The organism is Kitasatospora dryopteridis, from assembly GCF_050749075.1.
Classification (GTDB): domain Bacteria; phylum Actinomycetota; class Actinomycetes; order Streptomycetales; family Streptomycetaceae; genus Kitasatospora.
Genome location: NZ_CP192749.1, coordinates 5,011,336 through 5,032,437, shown reverse-complemented (window position 1 = coordinate 5,032,437; position 21,102 = coordinate 5,011,336). Strand labels below are relative to the sequence as shown.

At 73.8% G+C, this 21,102-nt stretch carries 16 protein-coding genes; 7 read left to right on the top strand and 9 right to left on the bottom strand.

Annotated features, from left to right (window positions below; translation table 11 throughout):
• Positions 1-20: 20 nt before the first annotated feature.
• The gene (locus ACQ614_RS22890; RefSeq protein ID WP_431680484.1) at positions 21-1,130 is read right to left on the bottom strand and encodes a hypothetical protein; all 1,110 of its coding nucleotides are present in this window, start codon (positions 1,128-1,130) and stop codon (positions 21-23) included.
• Positions 1,131-1,283: 153 nt separating this feature from the next.
• Here ACQ614_RS22890 and ACQ614_RS22885 point away from each other — a divergent pair, with 153 nt between their 5' ends.
• On the top strand, positions 1,284-3,575 hold the full coding sequence (locus ACQ614_RS22885) for an FdhF/YdeP family oxidoreductase (RefSeq protein WP_431683995.1): 2,292 nt from the start codon (positions 1,284-1,286) through the stop codon (positions 3,573-3,575).
• A 287-nt stretch (positions 3,576-3,862) separates the two neighbouring features.
• On the opposite strand, the gene ACQ614_RS22880 is transcribed toward ACQ614_RS22885, so the two are convergent.
• Positions 3,863-5,290, bottom strand: coding sequence for a C40 family peptidase (locus tag ACQ614_RS22880; protein WP_431680482.1), 1,428 nt, complete (start codon positions 5,288-5,290; stop codon positions 3,863-3,865).
• Positions 5,291-5,669: 379 nt separating this feature from the next.
• On the opposite strand from ACQ614_RS22880, the gene ACQ614_RS22875 reads away from it, so the two are divergent.
• Both ACQ614_RS22875 and ACQ614_RS22870 read left to right on the top strand, forming a co-directional pair.
• Positions 5,670-6,833 carry an inorganic phosphate transporter gene (locus ACQ614_RS22875; protein WP_431680480.1) on the top strand — a complete coding sequence of 388 codons (1,164 nt, stop codon included), beginning with the start codon at positions 5,670-5,672 and terminating at the stop codon, positions 6,831-6,833.
• Between the two features lie 31 nt (positions 6,834-6,864).
• The gene (locus tag ACQ614_RS22870) at positions 6,865-7,110 is read left to right on the top strand and encodes a hypothetical protein (RefSeq protein WP_030267985.1); all 246 of its coding nucleotides are present in this window, start codon (positions 6,865-6,867) and stop codon (positions 7,108-7,110) included.
• Positions 7,111-7,183: 73 nt separating this feature from the next.
• Here the strand turns inward: ACQ614_RS22870 and ACQ614_RS22865 are convergent, their stop codons facing one another.
• Both ACQ614_RS22865 and ACQ614_RS22860 read right to left on the bottom strand, forming a co-directional pair.
• Positions 7,184-8,719: an MDR family MFS transporter gene (locus ACQ614_RS22865; protein WP_431680478.1), complete on the bottom strand. Its 1,536-nt coding sequence runs from the start codon at positions 8,717-8,719 to the stop codon at positions 7,184-7,186.
• A 154-nt stretch (positions 8,720-8,873) separates the two neighbouring features.
• Positions 8,874-9,353: a MarR family winged helix-turn-helix transcriptional regulator gene (locus tag ACQ614_RS22860; protein WP_363490783.1), complete on the bottom strand. Its 480-nt coding sequence runs from the start codon at positions 9,351-9,353 to the stop codon at positions 8,874-8,876.
• Between the two features lie 103 nt (positions 9,354-9,456).
• On the opposite strand from ACQ614_RS22860, the gene ACQ614_RS22855 reads away from it, so the two are divergent.
• A complete protein-coding gene (locus ACQ614_RS22855) occupies positions 9,457-10,485 on the top strand; it encodes a DUF3533 domain-containing protein (protein ID WP_431680475.1) in 1,029 nt (342 codons plus the stop codon).
• Positions 10,486-10,531: 46 nt separating this feature from the next.
• Here ACQ614_RS22855 and ACQ614_RS22850 read toward each other — a convergent pair whose 3' ends face one another.
• Entirely contained in the window at positions 10,532-11,707 is a 1,176-nt protein-coding gene (locus tag ACQ614_RS22850; RefSeq protein ID WP_431680472.1) for an ROK family transcriptional regulator, read from the bottom strand.
• Positions 11,708-11,875: 168 nt separating this feature from the next.
• Positions 11,876-13,312 carry a xylulokinase gene (xylB, locus tag ACQ614_RS22845; protein ID WP_431680470.1) on the bottom strand — a complete coding sequence of 479 codons (1,437 nt, stop codon included), beginning with the start codon at positions 13,310-13,312 and terminating at the stop codon, positions 11,876-11,878.
• A 96-nt stretch (positions 13,313-13,408) separates the two neighbouring features.
• Here xylB and xylA point away from each other — a divergent pair, with 96 nt between their 5' ends.
• Positions 13,409-14,569: a xylose isomerase gene (xylA, locus tag ACQ614_RS22840; protein ID WP_431680467.1), complete on the top strand. Its 1,161-nt coding sequence runs from the start codon at positions 13,409-13,411 to the stop codon at positions 14,567-14,569.
• Between the two features lie 34 nt (positions 14,570-14,603).
• Here xylA and ACQ614_RS22835 read toward each other — a convergent pair whose 3' ends face one another.
• From ACQ614_RS22835 to ACQ614_RS22825, 3 genes are all read right to left on the bottom strand, one after another.
• A complete protein-coding gene (locus ACQ614_RS22835; RefSeq protein WP_431680464.1) occupies positions 14,604-15,122 on the bottom strand; it encodes a GtrA family protein in 519 nt (172 codons plus the stop codon).
• A 179-nt stretch (positions 15,123-15,301) separates the two neighbouring features.
• Complete coding sequence (gene lon / locus ACQ614_RS22830; RefSeq protein ID WP_431680461.1) at positions 15,302-17,695, bottom strand: endopeptidase La; 2,394 nt, start codon at positions 17,693-17,695, stop codon at positions 15,302-15,304.
• Positions 17,696-17,822: 127 nt separating this feature from the next.
• Entirely contained in the window at positions 17,823-18,539 is a 717-nt protein-coding gene (locus ACQ614_RS22825; RefSeq protein ID WP_431680459.1) for a rhomboid-like protein, read from the bottom strand.
• Positions 18,540-19,122: 583 nt separating this feature from the next.
• Here ACQ614_RS22825 and ACQ614_RS22820 point away from each other — a divergent pair.
• Together ACQ614_RS22820 and ACQ614_RS22815 are read left to right on the top strand one after the other, a co-directional pair.
• Positions 19,123-19,854, top strand: coding sequence for a response regulator transcription factor (locus ACQ614_RS22820; RefSeq protein ID WP_363490767.1), 732 nt, complete (start codon positions 19,123-19,125; stop codon positions 19,852-19,854).
• Positions 19,855-19,926: 72 nt separating this feature from the next.
• A complete protein-coding gene (locus ACQ614_RS22815) occupies positions 19,927-21,069 on the top strand; it encodes a HAMP domain-containing sensor histidine kinase (RefSeq protein ID WP_431680457.1) in 1,143 nt (380 codons plus the stop codon).
• Positions 21,070-21,102: the final 33 nt, after the last annotated feature.

Below are 21,102 nucleotides of genomic sequence, written 5' to 3'. Positions count from 1 at the left end.
GCGGGATGCACCCGCCGGGATCAGGCCGGGCCGAGCATCAGCGCGGTGGCCTGTTCGGCCGTCATCTCCTCGGGCACGGCGGCCAGCCGGCCGGCCAGGCTGCGGTGACCGGTGGCCCGCTCCAACTCGGTGAGATAGGCGTCCGCCTCCCGGTCGGAGTCGAAGTCCCAGACCAGCAGCCGGTGCACCATCGCCACCGCGGCCTCCGGCGGCAGCCCGCCGCCGCCGAACATCCGCCGCCACTGCGGCACCAGCCGGCCCAGCCCGCAGCGGGCCTCGCCGACCAGCGGGTGCCCCGGGCCGAGGTACTGCCGGATCACCGGGATCAGCTCCAGGTGCATGCCGACCGCCGAGACCACGTCGCCGGTGAGCGCGACGGCGTGGGCGAGCCGGGCCTGGGCGGCCAGCGACCGGGCGTCGTACGGGCCGAGCGCCTGCACCATGGCCGGCTGGACCTCGCGCAGCAGGTGCACGGCGCCGTACGGGTCGCCCCCGTCGCCGAGCGCCCGGGCGTGCTCCAGCCGGATCTGCAGGGTGTCCGGGTCGGCCGGGCCGAGGGCCTGCGCGGCGTCCGCGGCGACCTGGCCCAGCAGGTGGACGGCCCCGGCCGGGTCGCCGGCGGCCCCGCGGTGGCTGCCGAGCTGCCGCCAGGCGGCGAGGGTGTCCCGGTCGTACCGGCCGAGCAGGGACGTCATCTCCCGGGCGACCGACTCCAGCAGGTGGACGGCACCGTCGGGCGTGGGGGCCTCCTCGGCGCGCTCGCGCAGCCGGACGAGCAGTTCCCTCACGGCGGGCGGGGTGTCCGCGGACGGCGCCGGCGCAGCCACGGGCGGGGCGGCCGGAGCAGCCACGGGCGGGGCCGCGGCCGGGGCCGGCGGTACAGGTACGGGCGGCACGGCGCCCTGCGGCACCGCATCCCTCGGCACGGCGTCCCGCGGCGGCTCCGGGGCGGCCTTGGACAGCCCGGGCACGGGCGGCGCGGCGGGGGCGGGCAGCGGATAGTCCTGCGCCGCATCTGCGTCCGCGGGCGCCGGCGGCGCGGCCGCCGCGGGTGCCTGCGGCGGGACGGCGGGGGCGGCGGGCTCGATCACCGGGCCGAACCGGCCGGCGGGCTCCTCGATGGGCGGCATCCTCGGACCTCGTTCGCTGCAAGTCGTCGACGGTGGGCGCGGGCCATCCTCCCACTGTCCGGGACCGCCCCGGTCCCCCAGGGCCGCGGCAGTGCAAGGATGGACGAGGGCCGCGGCAACGACGCCCGTGCCCAGGTGGAGGAGGTTCCCGTCATGGCCAAGCAGGCCCCGCAGAGCGATCCGGTGCAGGACGCGCCGCGCGTGTCCGCGCCGCAGCACGCGGCAGCCGGCGTCCCGGCCGTGCTGCACAGCCTGAGGATGGCCGGCGAGCAGATGAGCGCGCGCCGCACGCTGGCCGTGCTGCGCAAGGTGAACCAGCCGGACGGCTTCGACTGCCCCGGCTGCGCCTGGCCCGAGCCCGGGAAGACGCACACCGCCGAGTTCTGCGAGAACGGCGCCAAGGCGGTCGCCGAGGAGGCCACCGAGCGCCGCATCACCGCCGACTTCTTCGCCGCGCACCCGGTCTCCGAGCTGGCGCAGCGCTCCGGCTACTGGCTCGGCCAGCAGGGCCGGCTGACCGAGCCGATGCTGCTCGACGAGGGATCCGACCGGTACGTCCCGGTGTCCTGGGAGCGCGCCTTCGAGATCGTCGCCGAGGAGCTGCGGGCGCTGGACACCCCGGACGGCGCCGCCTTCTACACCTCGGGCCGCACCAGCAACGAGGCGGCGTTCGCGTACCAGTTGTTCGCCCGCCGGCTCGGCACCAACAACCTGCCGGACTGCTCCAACATGTGCCACGAGTCGTCGGGTTCGGCACTCACCGAGACGCTCGGCGTGGGCAAGGGCAGCGTCTCGCTGAAGGACCTGTACCAGGCCGACCTGATCATCGTGGCCGGGCAGAACCCGGGCACCAACCACCCGCGGATGCTGTCCGCGCTGGAGCGGGCCAAGCGGGCCGGAGCGACGATCGTCTCGGTCAACCCGCTGCCGGAGGCGGGCCTGGAGCGGTTCAAGAACCCGCAGAACGCCCGCGGTCTGGCTGCGAACGGCACCAAGCTCACCGACCTCTTCCTGCAGATCAGGCTCGGCGGCGACCTGGCGCTGTTCCGCGCGCTCAACCAGCTGATCCTGGCCGCGGACGGCGGCACGGACGAGGCGTTCATCGCCGAACACTGCTACGGCTTCGAGGAGTTCGCGGCGGAGGCGGCCGCCACCGACCGCGCCGAGGTGCTGGCCGCGACCGGCCTGCCCTGGGAGCAGATCGAGGAACTGGCCCGGCTGGTGCTGGCCTCGGAGAAGGTCATCGTCTGCTGGGCGATGGGCCTCACCCAGCACAGGCACGCCGTGCCGACCATCCGCGAGGTCGTCAACTTCCTTCTGCTGCGCGGCAACGTGGGCCGTCCGGGCGCGGGCGTGTGCCCCGTCCGCGGGCACAGCAATGTGCAGGGCGACCGGACGATGGGCATCTTCGAGCGGCCCGGCGCCGCCTTCCTGGACGCCCTGGGCAAGGAGTTCGACTTCGAGCCGCCGCGCAAGCACGGCCTGGACTCGGTGGACACCATCCGCGGGATGCGCGACGGCCGGGTGAAGGTGTTCTTCGCAATGGGCGGCAACTTCGTCTCCGCGACCCCGGACACCGAGGTCACCGAGGCGGCGATGCGCCGCTGCCGGCTCACCGTGCACGTCTCCACCAAGCTCAACCGCTCGCACGTGGTGACCGGTGCCCGCGCACTGATCCTGCCGACGCTGGGCCGCACCGACCGGGACTGGACGGAGGCCGGCGCACAGTTCGTCTCCGTCGAGGACTCGATGGGCATGGTGCACTCCTCGCGCGGTGGGCTGCGGCCGCCGTCCGACACCCTGCTCTCCGAGGTGGCGATCGTCTGCCGGCTGGCCCGGGCCGCACTCGGCCCCGAGGACCCGACGCCCTGGGAGGAGTTCGCGGTCTCGTACGACGCCGTCCGGGACCGGATCTCCCGCGTGGTGCCCGGCTTCGACGACTTCAACGAGAAGGTCCGGCGCCCCGGCGGGTTCGCCCTGCCGCACGGGCCGCGCGACAGCCGCACCTTCCCGACCGCGACGGGGAAGGCCAACTTCACCGTCAACCCGCTCACCGCCCCCGAGGTCCCCGAGGGCCGGCTGCTGCTGCAGACGCTGCGCTCGCACGACCAGTACAACACCACGATCTACGGCCTGGACGACCGCTACCGCGGCATCACCGGCGGCCGCCGCGTGGTGCTGGTGAACCCGTCCGACGCCGAGCAACTGGGCCTGCCCGACGGTCTGTACGTCGACCTGGTGAGCGAGTGGAAGGACGGCGTGGAGCGGCGCGCCCCGCACTTCCGCGTGGTGCACTACCCGGTGGCCCGGGGCGGCGCGGCCGCGTACTACCCGGAGACCAATGTGCTGGTGCCGCTGGACTCCACCGCCGAGATCAGCAACACCCCGACCTCCAAGGCCGTGGTGATCCGCTTCGAGCCCGACACCGGAGCGCCGGTCGGCTAGCGCCTCAGGGGCGCGTGAGGGCACCTCCCGGCCGAAGGCCGGGGGAGAACCGCGCAATTCGGATGCGGGCCCACCGTACAAATCACGGCTTGGCCCATGCTGCCGTGATACCCACCCCCGGATTGCGCAGTTCCCCGCGCCCCTGAAGTGACCACCCAAGCACCTTTGAAGACAGCTCCTAGCGCCTCGAGGGCGCGTGAGGGCACCTCCCGGCCGAAGGCCGGGGGAGAACCTCGAGCGGCGGGAGGCCACGGTCCGTGGCCTCCCGCCGCTCGCGGTTCCGTTCCCTACTGAGCGCTCGGGGTGGCGGAGGCGGAACGCGAAGCGGCCTCGGTCGCGGACGCGGTGGCGGACGGGGTGCTGCTGCCGCTGGGGGTGCCGGAGCCGCTCGGGGTGCCCGAACCGGTGGGGGTGCCGGAGCCGGTGGGCGTGCCGGAACCCGTGGGCGTGCCGGTGCCGGTGGTCGGTGTGGTGGGCTTGCTCGGGGTGGGCTGGGTGGGCCGCGGCGGGACGGTGGTCGGCTTGGACGGGGCGATCCGCGGCGGGGCGACGGTGACCTGCGGCACCTTCCACTCGCCGCCCTTGTCGTCGGCGCCCGAGTCCGGGTCGGGGCGGACGGCGCCGAGGATCGGCATGGCGCCGACCTTGGAGATCTTGACCACGTCACCGGTCCGCGGGGCCTGCACGACGAGGCCGCCGCCGATGTACATGCCGATGTGGGTCGCGCCGCCGTAGTAGACCACCAGGTCGCCGGGGCGGAGCTGGTTCAGCGGGACGTGCTTGAGCTGGGCCCACTGCTCCTGGCTGGTCCGCGGGATCGGCCGGCCGGCGTGCAGCCAGGCCTGCGAGGTGAGGCCGGAGCAGTCGAAGACGTCCGGGCCGGCGCCGCCCCAGACGTAGTCCTTGCCGAGCTGCTTGAGCGCCCAGGCGACGGCCTTCCGGCCGGCCTCGGACGGGGTGCGCTCGCCCTTGCCGAGGGCACCGGAGGCGAGGAAGGCGAGCTGGGCCTCGTCGGCCTGGCGGCGCTCCAGCTCCTCCAGTTCGCTGCGCTGGGCGCCGGTGAGCGAGCCGACCATGTCCTCGACGGCGGTGAGGCGCTTGGCGACGTCGGTCTTGGCGGTCTCCTGCTGGGTGGCGAGCGCGGTGGCCTGGACGAGCGCCTGCTCGGCCTGGGTCTGCAGCTCGACCAGGGTGGCGCGGTCCGACTTGAGGCGGTCCAGGAAGGCCTTCTGGGAGCGGCCGGCCGCGTCGAGCAGCTGGGCGATCACCACGGCCTGGTAGGGGTTCTCGGCGAGCATCAGGTCGGCGAGGTCGGAGGCCCGGCCGTTGCGGTACTGGGCGGCGGCGAGCTGGGCGGCGATGTCCACGCCGGCGTTCACCGCGGCCTGCTGGGACGCGACCTTGGCGCGGAGGTCGGCGACCTGCTGCTGCTGCGCGGCCTGCCGGGCGACGGCGGCGTTGTACTGCTCGGTGGCGGCCTCGGCCTCCTGGTAGAGCTGGTGCAGCCGGTCGAGCATGGGCCCGAGGGTGATCTTGGCGTCGGCCAGCGGGTCCGCGCCGGCGGCCACCGTGAAGGTCGGCGTCGGCGTCGGCGCGGCGTACGCGGCCGTGGCCATCGGCAGGGAGAGCGCCGCTGCCGCGAGTACCGCGCCGCAGCGCATCGCGGCCCGAACCCACGGCCGGACGCCGTTCTCCGTACGCTGCCCAGCCGTCATCGGCCGCCCTCCCCCAGTCCAGCGCCGTCCGGGCCTGCCACCCGGTGATCTCTCCCCCGAATCCTGCCATGTGACCGTGCGGTAACGGCAGGGGGCCCGTGGTCCGGCCGGTGAATTCTCAGCCAGTCCTCACGAGGGCCCTCACAGCGCAAGCCGACGGAGTGTGAGGCAAGTCTCAACAAACCCCCACCAAGGCGGACCCAACCGGACACAACCGCCGCACAGAGGCGCCGTTTCCACGCTTTCACAACTTCTGCGCAACCCCCTCGCCACCATCGGAACCACGAATCCCGACCCTGTTCATCTTCCGTTCACCCGGGATCCCTACGGTCACGCCTGACAGCAGCGTCAGTCCGACAACTACGACGATTGTTTGGTTATGGAACACATCACGTTCCTGGTGGCCGTTGTGATCATCACGGCGCTCGCCTTCGACTTCACCAACGGCTTCCACGACACCGCCAACGCGATGGCCACCTCCATCGCGACGGGAGCCCTCAAGCCCAAGGTCGCGGTCACCATCGCCGCAGTCCTCAACTTCGCCGGAGCCTTCCTCTCCGTGAAGGTGGCCACCACCATCTCCGGCGGCATCGTCAACGAGAAGGCCGGCCTCCATCCGTCGATCATCTTCGCCGCCCTGGTCGGAGCGATCCTCTGGAACCTGCTCACCTGGCTGCGCGGCCTGCCCTCCAGCTCCTCGCACGCGCTGTACGGCGGCCTGATCGGCGCCACGGTCGTCGGCGTCGGCCTGAACGGCGTCAACTTCGACGTCGTCGCCACCAAGATCCTCATCCCGGCCGTGGCCTCCCCGCTGGTGGCCGGCCTGGCCGCCTGGGGCGCCACCAAGCTCGCCTACATGATCACCCGCGGCGGCCGCGAGGAGACCACCGAGAAGGGCTTCCGGCGCGGCCAGATGTTCACCTCCTCGCTGATCTCCCTGGCGCACGGCACCAACGACGCGCAGAAGACCATGGGCATCATCACCCTGACCCTGGTCTCCGTCGGCGCCCTCAAGCCCGGCGCGCTGCCCCCGACCTGGGTCATCGTCAGCGCCGGTGCGGCGATCGCGCTCGGCACCTACATGGGCGGCTGGCGCATCATCCGCTCGATGGGCAACGGCCTGACCGAGATCCGCCCCCGCCAGGGCCTGGCCACCGAGACAGCCGCCGCCACGGTCATCCTCACCTCGACCCACATGGGCTTCGGCCTCTCCACCACCCAGGTCTGCTCCGGCGGCATCATGGGCGCCGGCCTCGGCGGCCCGAAGCGCGAGCTGCGCTGGAGCCTGGTGCGCCGCATGGTCTACACCTGGGGCCTGACCCTGCCCGCCGCCGCCACGGTGGCCGGCATCGCCGCCTTCGTCGCGGACCAGGGCTCGTGGGGCGTGGCGCTGGTCGGCACCGCGCTGGTCTCCGGCTCCGCCGCCATGTGGTTCATCTCGCGCCGCCAGCCGGTCCACGCCGGCAACGTGAACGACGTCCAGGAGGTCGAGGTGCCGGCCACCGCCGTCCCGACCCCCGCCACCACCACCGTCGCGGCCTGACCGGCCGACCACTCAGAGAGGACGGGAAACCATGCACATCAAGTGGGACGCCCTCGCGCAGACCGCGGGCCTCAGCTTCGCCATCACCGTCGCGGTGGTCGCGGCCTTCTCCCTCGGCATCCTGGCGCTGTCGCGCCGCGAGGCCGCCCAGGAGGCCGTCCGGTCCGGAATCCCGGGTGCCGGCAGCGGCAACCTGGCCCTGGCCGGCGCCGCACTGAGCTTCAGCATCTGCGCCTCGGTGGTCTTCTACGGGATCACCCTGATCGCCGGCCGCTGAGCCGCACGCACGGACGAAGGGCCCGCGAGGTACACACCTCGCGGGCCCTTCCGCATTGCCCGTGCCGGCCGGTTCAGTCCTCGACGAGCTGGAGGGTGCGCCCGGCGGGGGCGTCCATGGTGGTCCGCAGCGGGATCTCGCGGATGAACAGCACCACCAGGAAGGCCAGCAGCGCGAACGGCGCCGCCATCAGGAAGACCACGCCGACGCCGTGCCCGAAGGCGTCCGTGACCAGCGGGACGACCGGTGCGGGCAGCCGGTGCAGGTCGGGGATCTCGCCGCCGCCGAGGGCCGAACCGGTCGGGTGCACGCCGGCCCGGGCGAGGTTCTCCGCGAGGTAGCGGGCCACCCGGTCGGCCATCAGGGCGCCCAGCGCGGCGACACCCACCGCACCGCCCATGGTGCGGAAGAAGGTGACCACCGAGCTGGCCGAGCCCAGTTCCTCCCGCGGCACGGTGTTCTGCACGGCGAGGACGAGGTTCTGCATGGTCAGGCCGAGGCCGACGCCGGCCACCCCCATGTACAGCGCGAGCAGGCCGTACGGGGTGTCGGCGCGCGCCGTGCCGAGCAGGCCGAAGCCGACGGTGAGCAGCAGGGTGCCGGCGACCAGGTAGCCCTTCCAGCGGCCGTAGCGGGTGATCAGCTTGCCGGCGACGGTGGAGGAGACGGCGAGACCGAGGATCATCGGCAGGGTGAGCAGGCCCGCCACCGTCGGCGACTTCTCCTTGGCCAGCTGGAAGTACTGGCTGAGGAAGGTCGTGGCGCCGTACATGCCGACGCCGACCAGGACGCTGGCGATCGCCGAGAGGGTCACCGTACGGTGCCGGAACAGGTGGAGCGGGATGACCGGCTCTGCGGCGCGGCGCTCGGCGGCGACGAACAGCACGGCGAGCGCGGCGGTGCCGGCCAGCATGGCGGCGGTCTGCCAGGAGAACCAGTCGTAGTTCTTGCCCGCCAGGCTGACCCAGATCATCAGCAGGCTGGCCGCGGCGGTGACCAGCAGCGCGCCGAGGTAGTCGATGCGGGCCTTGCGCCGCGGGGCGACCGGCAGCCGCAGGGTGCGCTGCAGCACCGCGATCGCCAGCAGCGAGAACGGGATGCCGACGTAGAAGCACCAGCGCCAGCCGAGCCAGTCGGTGTCGACGATGACGCCGCCGATCAGCGGGCCGCCGATGGTGGCGAGGGCGAAGACCGCGCCGAAGTAGCCGCTGTAGCGGCCGCGCTCGCGCGGGGGGACCATCGCGGCCAGGCAGATCTGGGCGAGCGCGGTGACGCCGCCGGCGCCGATGCCCTGCAGGACGCGGCAGGCGATCAGCTGGCCGGTGTTCTGGGAGAGCCCGGCCAGTGCCGAGGACAGGATGTAGATCACCAGGGCGATCTGGACCAGCAGCTTCTTGCTGACCAGGTCGGAGAGCTTGCCCCAGATCGGCGTGGAGGCGGTGAGCGAGAGCAGGGTGGCGGTGATCACCCAGGTGTAGGCGGACTCGCCGCCGTGCAGGTCGGTGAGGATCGTGGGCAGGGCGTTGGAGACGACGGTCGAGGAGAGCACGGCCACGAACAGGCCCAGGAGCAGGCCTGACAGCGCTTCCAGGACTTGTCGGTGCGTCATGGGTGTCGTCGGTGTCATGGAGGTCCTTCGCCGTGAAATTTCGTTGCCTTCGGCAACCGTAAGGCGAATGGTTGAGTAGGGCAACTTTCTTCAAGCGCAAGTAAAGCCCGGCCCCCTCAAGGGGAGCCGGGCCGGTGCGCATCCGAAGGACCGGTCAGGCCGGGGCGGACTCCGCAGGGCGCATGGACTCCGCCGCCAGATCGTTGAAGCGACCCAGCAACTCGGCGAAGCGCACCACGTCCTCCTCGTCCCAGGCGGCCATCAGCTCGCGGAAGCGGCCCATCCGGGCGTCCCGGGCCCGCAGGTAGCGCGCGGCGCCGTCCCCGGTGAGCGACACCAGCGAGGAACGCCGGTCCAGCGGGTCGACCTCGCGGCGGACCAGCCCCAGCTCCTCCAGGTGCTTCACCTGCCGGCTGATCGAGGCCTTGCCGATGCCGAAGTGCAGCCCGATGTCGGTCAGCCGCACCCGGCCGGACTCCTCCACGTACGCGAGCATCGCGTACGCCGCACCCTCCAGCTCCGGATGCACCCGCCGCGCCATCTCCGCGGAGCGCGCCCGCCCCCGCCGGAAGAGCAGCGCCACCTCCCGCTCGACGGCGCGGAACGCCCGGTCGGCCGACTCCTGGTCACTCATGGCGTCAGTATCCCGCAGCCCGTGCCTCCACTCCCGGACAACTGCTTCATGTTATGAAGCATCTGTTTCGCACCTTTTGCCCCTCGCGCCAAGGAGGCGGTCGATGCCCGGCCCGCGCCCCGGATTCCTCGCCGAGGTCGAGGACGCGGTCACCCCGCGCGCCTTCCTGCTCGTGCTCGGGGTGCTCCTGCTCCAACTCGGCTTCACCGCCGGTTACGTCGGCGCCCTCCACGACCCGACCCCCCATCGGCTCTCCATCGCGGTGGTCGGCCCCGCCCAGTCCGTCCTGGAGGCCACCTCGGCCCTGCATGCCGTCCCGGACGAGGCCGTCCGGTCCGGCACCGCACCGGACCGGGAGAGCGCCGTCCGGCTGATCAAGGACCAGAAGGTGTACGCCGCCTGGCTGGTCGACCCCGCCGGCACCCGGGACACCCTGCTGGTGGCCACCGCCCGCGGGCCCGCCGCGGCGACCGCCGCCGAACGGATCGTCGGCCCGCTGGAGTCCGCCCGGCAGCGGACCCTCGGCACCGAGGACGTCGTCCCGCTCGCCCCCGGCGACGCCGAGGGCCTCTCCTCCTTCTACCTGGTGGTCGGCTGGTGCGTCGGCGGCTATCTGGTGGCCTCGATCCTCGGCATCAGCGCCGGCTCCAAGCCCGCCGACACCGACCGGGCCCTGCTGCGGCTCGGCACGCTCTTCCTCTACTCCGTCGCGGCCGGCCTCGGCGGCGCACTGATCACCGGCCCGGTCCTGGACGCCCTGCCCGGCCCGGTCCTGCCCCTCTGGGGACTCGGCGCCCTGGTGGTCTTCGCGGTCGGGGCCTTCACCATGGCCATGCAGTGCCTGTTCGGGGTGGTCGGGATCGGCATCGCCGTACTGGTCTTCGTGGTCCTCGGAAACCCGAGTGCGGGCGGGGTCCGCCCGCCGCCGCTGCTGCCGCCCTTCTGGCGGGCGATCGGATCCTGGATCCCGAACGGCGCCGGCACCGACGCCGCCCGCTCCATCGCCTACCTCGGCGGCACCGCCCTCACCCCGCCCCTCCTCGTCCTCGCCGCCTGGGCCGTCACCGGCGTCGCCGTCACGCTCCTGGCCACCGACCGCGTCGTCGACGCCCCGACGGGAGCAACCCCCTAGTGCCACGGAAAACCATCAGGTGGAAGCCGCGGCTCCCGGCCCTGCGTCAGGCTTCGGCGGCGGCGAAGCGGCCAGGGTCGGCGACGACCGCGCGGACGACGCCGATGGCGGCGCCGAGCAGGGGGCCGCGGCGGCCCAGGGTGGAGACGGACAGCCAGTCGTCCTGCCAGGTGCGGACGGTGACCCGGCCGGCCAGTTCGGCCCGCATCGCGGGCACCAGCCACTCGGCGAGTTCGGCGTAGCCGCCGCCGAGGACCAGCGCCGCGGGGTCGAGCAGGTTGACCGCCCCGGCCGCGGCGACGCCGAGCGCGGAGCCGGCCGCCGCCAGTGCGGCCCGCACGGCGGGGTCGCCGTCGGCCGCGCGGCGGGCGAGCAGGGCCACCCAGTCGCCGCCGGCGTCGGCGAGGCCGGCGGCCCGCAGTACGGCGGCCTCTCCGGCGTACTGCTCCAGGCAGCCGCGGGCGCCGCAGGGGCAGTGGGGTCCGTCGGGGTGGACGGGGACGTGGCCGAGTTCGCCGGCGTAGCCGCGGGCGCCCCGCAGCAGGCGGCCGTCGATCACGAGGGCGGCGCCGATGCCGGCCTCGGCGGAGAGGTGGAGGAAGTCGTCGGGGCCGTCGCCGAGCCAGAGTTCGGCGAGGCCTCCGAGGTTGGCCTCGTTGTCGACCTCGACGGGCAGGGCGGCGAGGGTGTCGGCGTCGGCCTCGCGCAGGGCGCGCCGGAGTGCGGCGGCGAGCGGCACGTCGGACCAGCCCAGGTTGGGGGCGCGCTCGACGACGCCTTCGGCCGAGCCGACCAGACCGGGCACGGCGACGGCAAGGCCGGCGGGGGTCAGTCCGCAGGAGTCGGCGACCTCCCGCAGCAGGACGGCGAGGTCGCGCAGGACGTCCTCGGCCGGGCGGCCGCGGTTGGCGACGTCCTGGCGCAGCCAGCCGCGGACCTCGCCGCGCAGGTCGACGACGCAGGCCGCCAGGTGTTCGACGCCGATCTCGCCGCCGAGGCCGGCCGGGCCCTCCGGGTCGAGTGCCATGGCGGTGCCGGGCCGGCCGACGCGGCCGCTGGGCACGGCGGGCCCGCATTCGGAGACCAGGCCGGCGGCGGCGAGTTCGTCGACCAGGGAGGAGACCGCCGCCCGGGTGAGGCCGGTGGTGGCGGCGACCTCGGCGCGGGAGCGCGGGCCGGCCGCGAACTCGCCCAGTACGAGGGCCAGGTTGGCCCTCCTCATGCCCTGCTGGCTCGCGGGCCGGGCCCGTCTCGCCTCCGTCTCCCGCATCGCCTCGTCACCTCTCGTTCGACGGCCGAACACCCGGTCGACCGGTTGCAGGGTATCCGCGCCTGCCGACGGCGCCACCGCGGCACTCTCGGACGGACCCGTATGCCGTCCGCAGCCGGGTCAGCCCTGGTGGTCGGCGCCGAGCAGTGGCGCCCCGGCGGCGAGGACGGCGGCGATCCGGGCGGTGGCCGCGCCGTCCCGCTCGACCGGGTCGAGCACCGGTCCCGCGGCAGTGCCCCAGCGGCGGGCGATCCCGGCGGGGTGCTCGCCGGTGAGCAGGGCGGCGGCCTGGGCGGCGGCGCCGAGGGCGACGAGTTCGCCGGCGGCGGGCACCTGGACGGCCCGGCCGGAGAGCCGCCGCACGGTGTCCTGCCAGGCCCGGCCGCGGGCCCCGCCGCCGATCAGCAGCAGCGGTGCGTCGCCCGCGGCCTCGCCGCCGGCGTCGAGCACCAGGTCCAGGGCGGCGAGCAGAGCGTAGGCGGCGCCGTCGTAGGCGGCCTGGAGCAGCTGGCCGGGGGTGGTGTCGTGCCGCAGGCCGTGGACCAGGCCGGAGGCGTGCGGGAGTGCGGGGGTGCGCTCGCCGTCCAGGAAGGGCAGGACGACGGCCTCGCCGCCGGGTTCGACGGCCTGCCGGTCGAGGCCGAGCAGGGTGGCGATCCGGTCGACGGCGAGGGTGCAGTTGAGGGTGCAGGCCAGCGGCAGCCAGTCGCCGTGGGCGGCGGCGAAGCCGGCCACCGTGCCGCTGGGGTCGGCGGGCCGGCCGCGGGTGACGGCGTAGACGGTGCCGGAGGTGCCGAGCGAGAGGGCTGGCTGCCCGTACGCGGCGCCGGTGCCGCCGCCGAGGCCGAGCCCGAGGGCGGCGGCCGCGTTGTCGCCCGCACCGAGGGCGACCGGGATGCCGGGCCGCAGCCCGCCGAAGGAGCCGCGGGTCTCGCCGGCCGCGGTGCCGGGTTCGGCGAGCGGCGGGAGCAGGGCCTCGTCCAGGCCGACGAGGTCGAGGATGTCGCGGTCCCAGCCGTGCTCGCCCCACCAGCCGGTGCCGGAGGCGTCGCTGCGCTCGGCGGCGGGCCGGCCGGTGAGCTGCTCGGTCAGGTACTCGTGCGGCAGGCGGACGGCGGCGACCCGGTCGGTGAGGCCGCGGTCGCGCAGCCAGGCCCACTTGGAGACGGTGAAGGAGGCGTTGGGGACGCTGCCGGTGCGGCGGGCCCAGGCCTCCCGGCCGAGCTTGTCGACGAGGACGGCGGCCTGTCCGGCGGAGCGGGTGTCGTTCCAGAGCAGCGCGGGGTGGACGGGTGCGCCGTCGGCGTCGAGGGCGACCAGGCCGTGCTGCTGGCCGCCGATCGAGACCGCCTCGGCGCGTTCGGCGCAGCCGGTCGCGGCGATCGCGTCCTGCAGCGCCTGCCACCACTGCCGCGGGTCGCTCTCGCGGGCGCCGCCGGTACCGGTGACGGTGTGGGCCGCGCGGCCCTCGCCGAGCACCTCGCCGGTGGCCGTGTCCACCGCGAGGGCCTTGGTGGACTGGGTGGAGCTGTCCACTCCGATGACGATCCCTGCCATGTCTTCCTCTCCGTCCGCCGCGTCGGGCCTTCCCTTCCGTGCCTCGGGATATTAGTTTGTTTTCTGCCCTGACGAATAGACCCCTGGAGCACCGAGATGCCCTCCCCCACCCCCGCGGACAAGTTCACCTTCGGCCTGTGGACCGTCGGCTGGCAGGGCCGCGACCCGTTCGGCGACGCCACCCGCCCGGCCCTCGACCCGGTCGAGACCGTCCACCGGCTGGCCGAGCTCGGCGCCCACGGCGTGACCTTCCACGACGACGACCTGATCCCGTTCGGATCCTCGGACGCCGAGCGCGACGCGATCGTCAAGCGCTTCCGCACCGCCCTGGACGCCACCGGCATGAAGGTCCCGATGGCCACCACCAACCTCTTCACCCACCCGGTCTTCAAGGACGGCGCCTTCACCGCCAACGACCGCGACGTCCGCCGGTACGCGCTGCGCAAGACCGTCCGCAACATCGACCTGGCGGCGGAGCTCGGCGCCACCACCTACGTCGCCTGGGGCGGCCGCGAGGGCTCCGAGCACGGTGCCGCCAAGGACGTCCGGGTCGCGCTGGACCGCCTGAAGGAGGCCTTCGACCTGCTCGGCGAGTACGTCGAGCAGCAGGGCTACGACCTGCGCTTCGCCATCGAGCCCAAGCCGAACGAGCCCCGCGGCGACATCCTGCTGCCGACCGTCGGCCACGCCCTCGCCTTCATCCAGACCCTGGAGCGGCCCGAGCGGGTCGGCCTCAACCCGGAGGTCGGCCACGAGCAGATGGCCGGGCTGAACTTCGCCCACGGCATCGCCCAGGCGCTGTGGCACGGCAAGCTCTTCCACATCGACCTGAACGGCCAGTCCGGCATCAAGTACGACCAGGACCTGCGCTTCGGCGCCGGCGACCTGCGCAGCGCGTTCTGGCTGGTGGACCTGCTGGAGTCGGCGGGCTACGAGGGCCCCAGGCACTTCGACTTCAAGCCGCCGCGCACCGAGGACTTCGCGGGCGTGTGGGCCTCGGCCGCCGCCTGCATGAACAACTACCTGCTGCTCAAGGAGCGGGCGCTGGCGTTCCGGGCCGACCCGGCCGTCCAGGAGGCCCTGCGGGCGGCCCGTCTGGACGAGCTCGCCCGGCCGACCGCCGAGGACGGCCTCGGCGCGCTGCTCGCCGACCGCGCCGCGTTCGAGGACTTCGACGTGGATGCGGCCGCCGCCCGCGGCATGGCCTTCGAGCAGCTCGACCAGCTCGCGATGGAGCACCTGCTCGGCGCCCGCTGAGCGCTGCACCGCACCGGCCGTCCGCCGGGGGCGCTCAGACCCGCTCGGGTTCGAGGTCCTCGGCGGGCGGCTGGAGCCTGCTGCGGGTGAAGACCCAGCGGTTCATCGCCCAGAAGCGGAACAGCATCGCCAGGAAGGTGCCGACGAGCATGCCGCTGACGAAGTCGGCGATCTCCTGGCCCAGTGGGGAGACGTCCGGCTCCCGGAAGTCCAGCACGTAGCGGGAGAACACCAGCGGCAGGTCGTTGACCACCACCGCGAACGCACTGACCACGAAGAAGAGGATCGCCTCGCGCTGCCGGCCGTTCGCCCGGAACGACCACTGGCGGTTGAGCACGTAGGAGACGACGGTGGCGATCACCGTCGCGATGGTGAGCGCCACCACCGGCTTGTGCTGCAGCACGGTGAACTTCAGGCCCAGGTCGATCGCCGTGGTCAGCACGAAGCAGGTCCCACCCACCAGCAGGAACTTCACCAGCTTGCGGTGCTGCACCAGGAACGGCCGGTACCGCTCCGGGACTCGGGACAGGGCCCGTTGCGTAGGGGACGGCATTTCGGCAGTGTCGCACGCCGGGGTTTCCGCCGCGTACTCACCACGTCCGCACGGGGTAACGCCTCGGACGCGCAGGCCCACAGGGGCACGGGGAACTGCGCGCGGCGGGAGGCACCGGCCTGTGCCTTCCGCCGCGCGCAGTTCCCGCGCCCCTGCTGTCGTCGCCCCGACCTGTCGGCTCAGGCAGCCACCAGGACCTCCGCCGGTTCGAGGGCCAGCTTCAGGACCTCGCGGACGTCGGCGACGGCGTGCACGGTGAGCCGATCCAGCACCTCGGCCGGCACGTCGTCCAGGTCGGCCTCGTTGCGCCGCGGGATGATCACCGTGGTGACCCCGGCCCGGTCGGCGGCGAGCAGCTTCTGCTTCACCCCGCCGATGGGCAGCACCCGCCCGGTCAGCGACACCTCCCCGGTCATCGCCACGTCCGTCCGCACCTTGCGCCCGGAGAGCAGCGAGGCGAGCGCGGTGGTCATGGTGATGCCGGCGCTGGGCCCGTCCTTGGGGACGGCGCCCGCCGGGACGTGCAGGTGGATGCCGCGGTCCCGCAGCCCGGTGACGGGCAGTTCGAGCTCGGCGCCGCGCGAGCGGAGGTAGGAGAGCGCGATGTGCGCGGACTCCTTCATCACGTCGCCGAGCTGCCCGGTCAGGGTGAGGCCGGTGGAGCCGGTCTCGGCGTCGGCGAGCGAGGCCTCGATGTAGAGGACGTCGCCGCCCGCGCCGGTGACGGCGAGGCCGGTGGCGACGCCGGGGACGGCGGTGCGCCGCTCGGCGGGCTCCTGGGCGGACTCGGGGGTGTGGTGCGGCCGCCCGATCAGGCCGCGCAGGTCGTCGGCGCCGATCGCGGCGGGCAGCTCGCGCTCGCCGAGCTCGCTCTGGGCGGCGACCTTCCGCAGGATGCGGGCGATCGACCGCTCCAGGTTCCGGACGCCGGCCTCGCGGGTGTACTCACCGGCGAGCAGGCGCAGCGCACCCTCGTCGACGGCCACCTCGTCGGCCTTGAGGCCGGCCTTCTCCAGCTGGCGGGGCAGCAGGTGGTCGCGGGCGATGACGACCTTCTCGTCCTCGGTGTAGCCGTCCAGGCGGACCAGCTCCATCCGGTCGAGCAGCGGCTCGGGGATGGCCTCCAGCACGTTGGCGGTGGCGAGGAAGACCACGTCGGAGAGGTCGAGCTCGACCTCCAGGTAGTGGTCGCGGAAGGTGTGGTTCTGCGCCGGGTCGAGGACTTCGAGCAGGGCGGCCGCCGGGTCGCCGCGGTAGTCGGAGCCGACCTTGTCGATCTCGTCGAGCAGGACGACCGGGTTCATCGAACCGGCCTCCTTGATCGCGCGGACGATGCGGCCGGGCAGCGCGCCGACGTAGGTGCGCCGGTGGCCGCGGATCTCCGCCTCGTCGCGGACGCCGCCGAGCGCGACCCGGACGAAGGAGCGGCCCATCGCGCGGGCCACGGACTCACCGAGCGAGGTCTTGCCGACGCCGGGCGGGCCGACCAGGGCGAGGACGGCACCGCCCCGGCGGCCGCCGATCTGCCCCAGCCCCTGGTCGGCCCGGCGCTTGCGGACGGCCAGGTACTCGACGATGCGGTCCTTCACGTCGGCGAGGCCGGAGTGGTCGGCGTCGAGGACGGCGCGGGCGCCGGCGATGTCGTAGGCGTCCTGGGAGCGCTCGTTCCACGGGAGCTCCAGGACGGTGTCCAGCCAGGTGCGGATCCAGGAGCCCTCGGGCGACTGCTCGGAGGAGCGCTCCAGCTTGTCGACCTCCTTGAGGGCCGCCTCGCGGACCTTCTCGGGCAGGTCGGCGGCCTCCACGCGGGCCCGGTAGTCGTCCTCCTCGGAGGCGGACTCGCCGTTGAGCTCGGCGAGCTCCTTGCGGACGGCCTCCAGCTGGCGGCGGAGCAGGAACTCCTTCTGCTGCTTGGCGACCCCTTCTTCCACGTCCTTGCGGATGGTGTCGTTGACCTCCTCCTCGGCGAGGTGGTCGCGCAGCAGGGTGAGGGCGTACTCCAGGCGGGCGAGCCGGTCGGCCTCCAGCAGGACCTTGAGCTTCTGCTCGGCGGTGGCGAAGGGGGCGTAGCCGATGTTGTCGGCGAGCTCGCCGACGTCGTCGATGGCGGCGACCCGGTCGACGATCTGCCAGGCGCCGCGCTTGCGCAGCCACTGGGTGGAGAGCGCCTTGTACTCCTTGGCCAGCTCGGCGGCGCGGCCGGCCACCGCGGTGCCCTCGGAGGACTCCCGGAAGGGGGTGGTCTCGACCCAGAGGGCGGCGCCGGGGCCGGTGGTGCCGGCGCCGATGCGCACCCGGCGGACGGCGCGGACGAGCGCGGCCGGGTCGCCGTCGGCGAGGCGGCCGACCTGTTCGACGGTGGCCAGGGTGCCGGCGGCGGCGTACGAGCCGTCGAGCCGAGGCACCAGCAGCACCTGCGGCTTGCCCGTGCCGGCCGCCGCAGCCCGGGCGGCCTCGACGGCGGCGCGGACCTCGGCGTCGGACAGGTCGAGCGGGACGACCATGCCCGGGAGCACCACCTCGTCGTCGAGCGGCAGCACGGGCAGGGTGAGCGGAACGGACGTCGATGCCATGATCTCTCCCCAGTCAGTGAAGTTGAGCTGACCTGACTAAGGATTGGCAGGGCGCAGATGTTCCCCGGCAGTCGTTCGCTCTGAGCGATCATCGGCCGGACGTCGGAAGGGGGAGGAAAGGTGCAGGTCAGACGCGGGCGGGCTGCGGCGCGGCGGAGCGGCCGGGGCGGCGCAGCGGGCGACGGGGGCCGCGGCGCAGCGGGCGCCACAGGGCGATGCCGATGAGCAGGGCGGCGGGGTGGCCGATGCCGGTGACGAGGTCGGTGCCGGTGAGGAACTGCTCGGCCACCATCGCGGCGGCGGCGCCCAGGGCGAGGGTGCGGCCGGCGGGCGGCAGGAGCCCGGCGAGGGCGCCGAGGCTGGCGAGGACGCCGTAGCTGACGCCGATGTCCAGGGCGTCGAGTGCGTCGAGCGGCAGCCGGCGGGCGGCGACGGCGGCCAGCACGGCGGCCTGGGAGAGGAGGGTGGCGCCGACGTGGCCGGCGGCGAAGACCCCGGCGGCGCGGCGGGCGCCGATCCGCCGCTCCAGCGGGGCGACGGTGACCGCGAAGGCCCAGAGGTAGGGCGTCCAGACCGGCCCCGCCACCCAGAGGCCGCTGGCCGCGAGGGCGAGCAGGGGGTGGTGCGCGAGGTTGTGAACGTCCGTACTGGAGAGCGCCTGGAGGCGGTGCACCAGCTGCGGGTCGCCGAACCGGGCGAAGAGGGTGGTGCCGAGCAGCAGGGCGAGGTAGCCGAGGGCGAAGGGGTTGCGGCGCGGTGTGGGCAACGCCCGGCGCAGTCTCCGGAGGAGCCCGGCGCCCGGGCCGCGGCGCGCGCCGGTCAGACGCCGACCGTCCGCCGCCATGCCGCCTCCGTCCGCCGGATTCCGTCGCCCGCCCCCGTGCGCAACGTGTCGAGGGCGTGCGGAGTCCGCACGGACGGTGCCCGCGGAGACACCGGTGGCCCTTGTCGTGACCACGATACGTTCCATAGCTGGGAGGCTGCTGGGGAAGAGCTGTGAAGAATGCTTGAGCTTCGGCGCACCACGTCCACGCCTTGGTCCGTACCTGCCCTCCGTTCACGGACGAACGACCCAGTAGTAAGTGGCGAACCCGCAGTGCGGGTGCATACAGATCGTTACAGCTGCGAATTTCGCCGGGTAAGGTATCGCCCCGTGCCCGGTCCCGACGGGGATCGGCATCGATCCGTGGCCCGGATGTGTCCGGGCCACCTGCCGGAATGCCGCCGGTGTCCGTACTCTGCGTGGAGTGCGGGTCGGGTGTGCGGACCACACGGCGCATCCACGCCGCGCAGGGAGCCGACGGCGGAACGGCGCCCCGCGCACGCGGCAGGCCGGGCACAGCCCACGACGGACCAAGACGACTACGACGCGGCGCCGCCACCCCCACAGGTGACCGGCCCGCAGCCCTGGGGGCGGTGGCGTGACCGTGACAGAGATTCAGCAAGACACCGGCAGCAGCCCGGTCGGTACGCAGCGGCGAGTACTGGTGGTGGAGGACGAACCCACCATCGCCGAGTCCATCGCGGCCCGCCTGGGCGCGGAGGGCTTCAAGGTGGCGGTGGCCCACGACGGCCCCGGCGCGGTGGACGGCTTCCACACCTGGCAGCCGGACCTGGTGGTGCTCGACATCATGCTCCCCGGCTTCGACGGCCTGGAGGTGTGCCGCCGCATCCAGGCGCAGCGCCCCGTCCCGGTGCTGATGCTGACCGCCCGCGACGACGAGACGGACCTGCTGGTCGGCCTCGGTGTCGGCGCGGACGACTACATGACCAAGCCGTTCTCCATGCGCGAGCTCGCGGCCCGGGTGAACGTGCTGCTGCGCCGCGTGGAGCGCGCCCAGCAGGCGGCCAGGACGCCGGCGCTCGGCTCGCTGCGCTTCGGCGAGCTGGAGATCGACCACGTGCAGCGCCGGGTGCGGCTCGGCTCGGGCGACGTCCACCTGACGCCCACCGAGTTCGACCTGCTGGCCTGCCTCGCCGCGCAGCCCCGCGCGGTGCTCACCCGCGAGCAGCTGCTCGCGGAGGTCTGGGACTGGACGGACGCCTCGGGCACCCGCACGGTCGACAGCCACGTCAAGGCGCTGCGCCGGAAGATCGGTGCCAGCTGGATCCGCACGGTGCACGGCGTCGGGTACGCCCTGGAGGCACCTCTTTCCTGAGCCGCGCACCGAGGGCTGGGCCGCCGGGGGGCCCAAGCCTTCCCCTGCCGCGCCGCACGACACAGGGGCACGATGACCTTTCCACAGCAACGCAACGGGGACGCCGCCGAGCGTCCCGGCCCCGGCCTGGCCGGCCGGGCCGCCCGCCGGGTGTGGGCCGACATGCGGCCGTTCGACCCGGTGCGGTCCATCAAGGGCAAGCTCGCCCTGCTGGTGATCGTCTCCGTCTGCCTGGCCACCGGGATGGTGGTCGTCGCGATCAGGTCCGAGACGCAGATCCGGATCATCATGATCTTCTCGATGATCGCGTCACTGCTCTTCATGCAGTTCCTCGCGCACGGGCTCACCGCGCCGCTGCGCGAGATGACCGCCGCGGCCCGGGCGATGGCCCGCGGCGACTACAGCGCCCGGGTGGAGACCTCCTCCCGGGACGAGATCGGCGAGCTCGCCGACTCCTTCAACCGCATGGCGGCCGACCTGGAGGCCGCCGACCGGCACCGCCGGGAACTCATCGCCAACGTGTCGCACGAGCTGCGCACGCCGATCGCCGCGCTGCGGGCCGTCCTGGAGAACGTGGTCGACGGCGTCGTCCAGCCCGAGCCGAAGACGCTGGGCGCGGCACTGGAGCAGACCGAGCGCCTGGGCCGGCTGATCACCCACCTGCTGGACCTGTCCAAGCTGGACGACGGCGTCGTCCCGCTCGACGCCCGCCCCTTCGACGTCCGGCCCTTCCTGGACGGCGTGCTGCGCGGGGTCACCGTCGACGGCGCCACCGCCGGCGGCGCGTACGGGCGCCGCGGCGACGTGCTGCTGAGCCTGGACGTGGAGCCGGAGGGGCTGACCGCGGTCGCCGACGAGGAGCGGCTGCACCAGGTGGTGGCCAATCTGGTCGACAACGCCTGCAAGCACTCGCCGGCCGGCGGCACCGTGACGGTGCGGGCCCGCCCGGGCGAGGCGGCCGGCGGGCTGCTGCTGCAGGTCGAGGACCAGGGGCCCGGCATCCCGCTACAGGACCGCGACCGGGTCTTCGAGCGGTTCGGCCGCAGCGGTACCGCGACCGCCCAGGGGCCGGGCAGCGACGGCGGCACCGGCCTCGGCCTCGCCATCGCCCGCTGGGCGGTGGACCTGCACGGCGGCGAGATCCGGGTCGCGGAGACGGACCGGGGCTGCCGCATCGAGGTCACGCTGCCGGGTGACACGCCCGTACCGGCGTAGTTGTCACAGAACTGGGACATACCGGGGTCGACC

Bases quoted from the DNA above. Each gene is read 5' to 3' on its own strand.
- ACQ614_RS22890 (WP_431680484.1), bottom strand. From the start codon at position 1,130: ATGCCGCCCATCGAGGAGCCCGCCGGCCGGTTCGGCCCGGTGATCGAG.
- ACQ614_RS22885 (WP_431683995.1), top strand. From the start codon at position 1,284: ATGGCCAAGCAGGCCCCGCAGAGCGATCCGGTGCAGGACGCGCCGCGC.
- ACQ614_RS22880 (WP_431680482.1), bottom strand. From the start codon at position 5,290: ATGACGGCTGGGCAGCGTACGGAGAACGGCGTCCGGCCGTGGGTTCGG.
- ACQ614_RS22875 (WP_431680480.1), top strand. From the start codon at position 5,670: ATGGAACACATCACGTTCCTGGTGGCCGTTGTGATCATCACGGCGCTC.
- ACQ614_RS22870 (WP_030267985.1), top strand. From the start codon at position 6,865: ATGCACATCAAGTGGGACGCCCTCGCGCAGACCGCGGGCCTCAGCTTC.
- ACQ614_RS22865 (WP_431680478.1), bottom strand. From the start codon at position 8,719: ATGACGCACCGACAAGTCCTGGAAGCGCTGTCAGGCCTGCTCCTGGGC.
- ACQ614_RS22860 (WP_363490783.1), bottom strand. From the start codon at position 9,353: ATGAGTGACCAGGAGTCGGCCGACCGGGCGTTCCGCGCCGTCGAGCGG.
- ACQ614_RS22855 (WP_431680475.1), top strand. From the start codon at position 9,457: ATGCCCGGCCCGCGCCCCGGATTCCTCGCCGAGGTCGAGGACGCGGTC.
- ACQ614_RS22850 (WP_431680472.1), bottom strand. From the start codon at position 11,707: ATGAGGAGGGCCAACCTGGCCCTCGTACTGGGCGAGTTCGCGGCCGGC.
- xylB (WP_431680470.1), bottom strand. From the start codon at position 13,312: ATGGCAGGGATCGTCATCGGAGTGGACAGCTCCACCCAGTCCACCAAG.
- xylA (WP_431680467.1), top strand. From the start codon at position 13,409: ATGCCCTCCCCCACCCCCGCGGACAAGTTCACCTTCGGCCTGTGGACC.
- ACQ614_RS22835 (WP_431680464.1), bottom strand. From the start codon at position 15,122: ATGCCGTCCCCTACGCAACGGGCCCTGTCCCGAGTCCCGGAGCGGTAC.
- lon (WP_431680461.1), bottom strand. From the start codon at position 17,695: ATGGCATCGACGTCCGTTCCGCTCACCCTGCCCGTGCTGCCGCTCGAC.
- ACQ614_RS22825 (WP_431680459.1), bottom strand. From the start codon at position 18,539: ATGGCGGCGGACGGTCGGCGTCTGACCGGCGCGCGCCGCGGCCCGGGC.
- ACQ614_RS22815 (WP_431680457.1), top strand. From the start codon at position 19,927: ATGACCTTTCCACAGCAACGCAACGGGGACGCCGCCGAGCGTCCCGGC.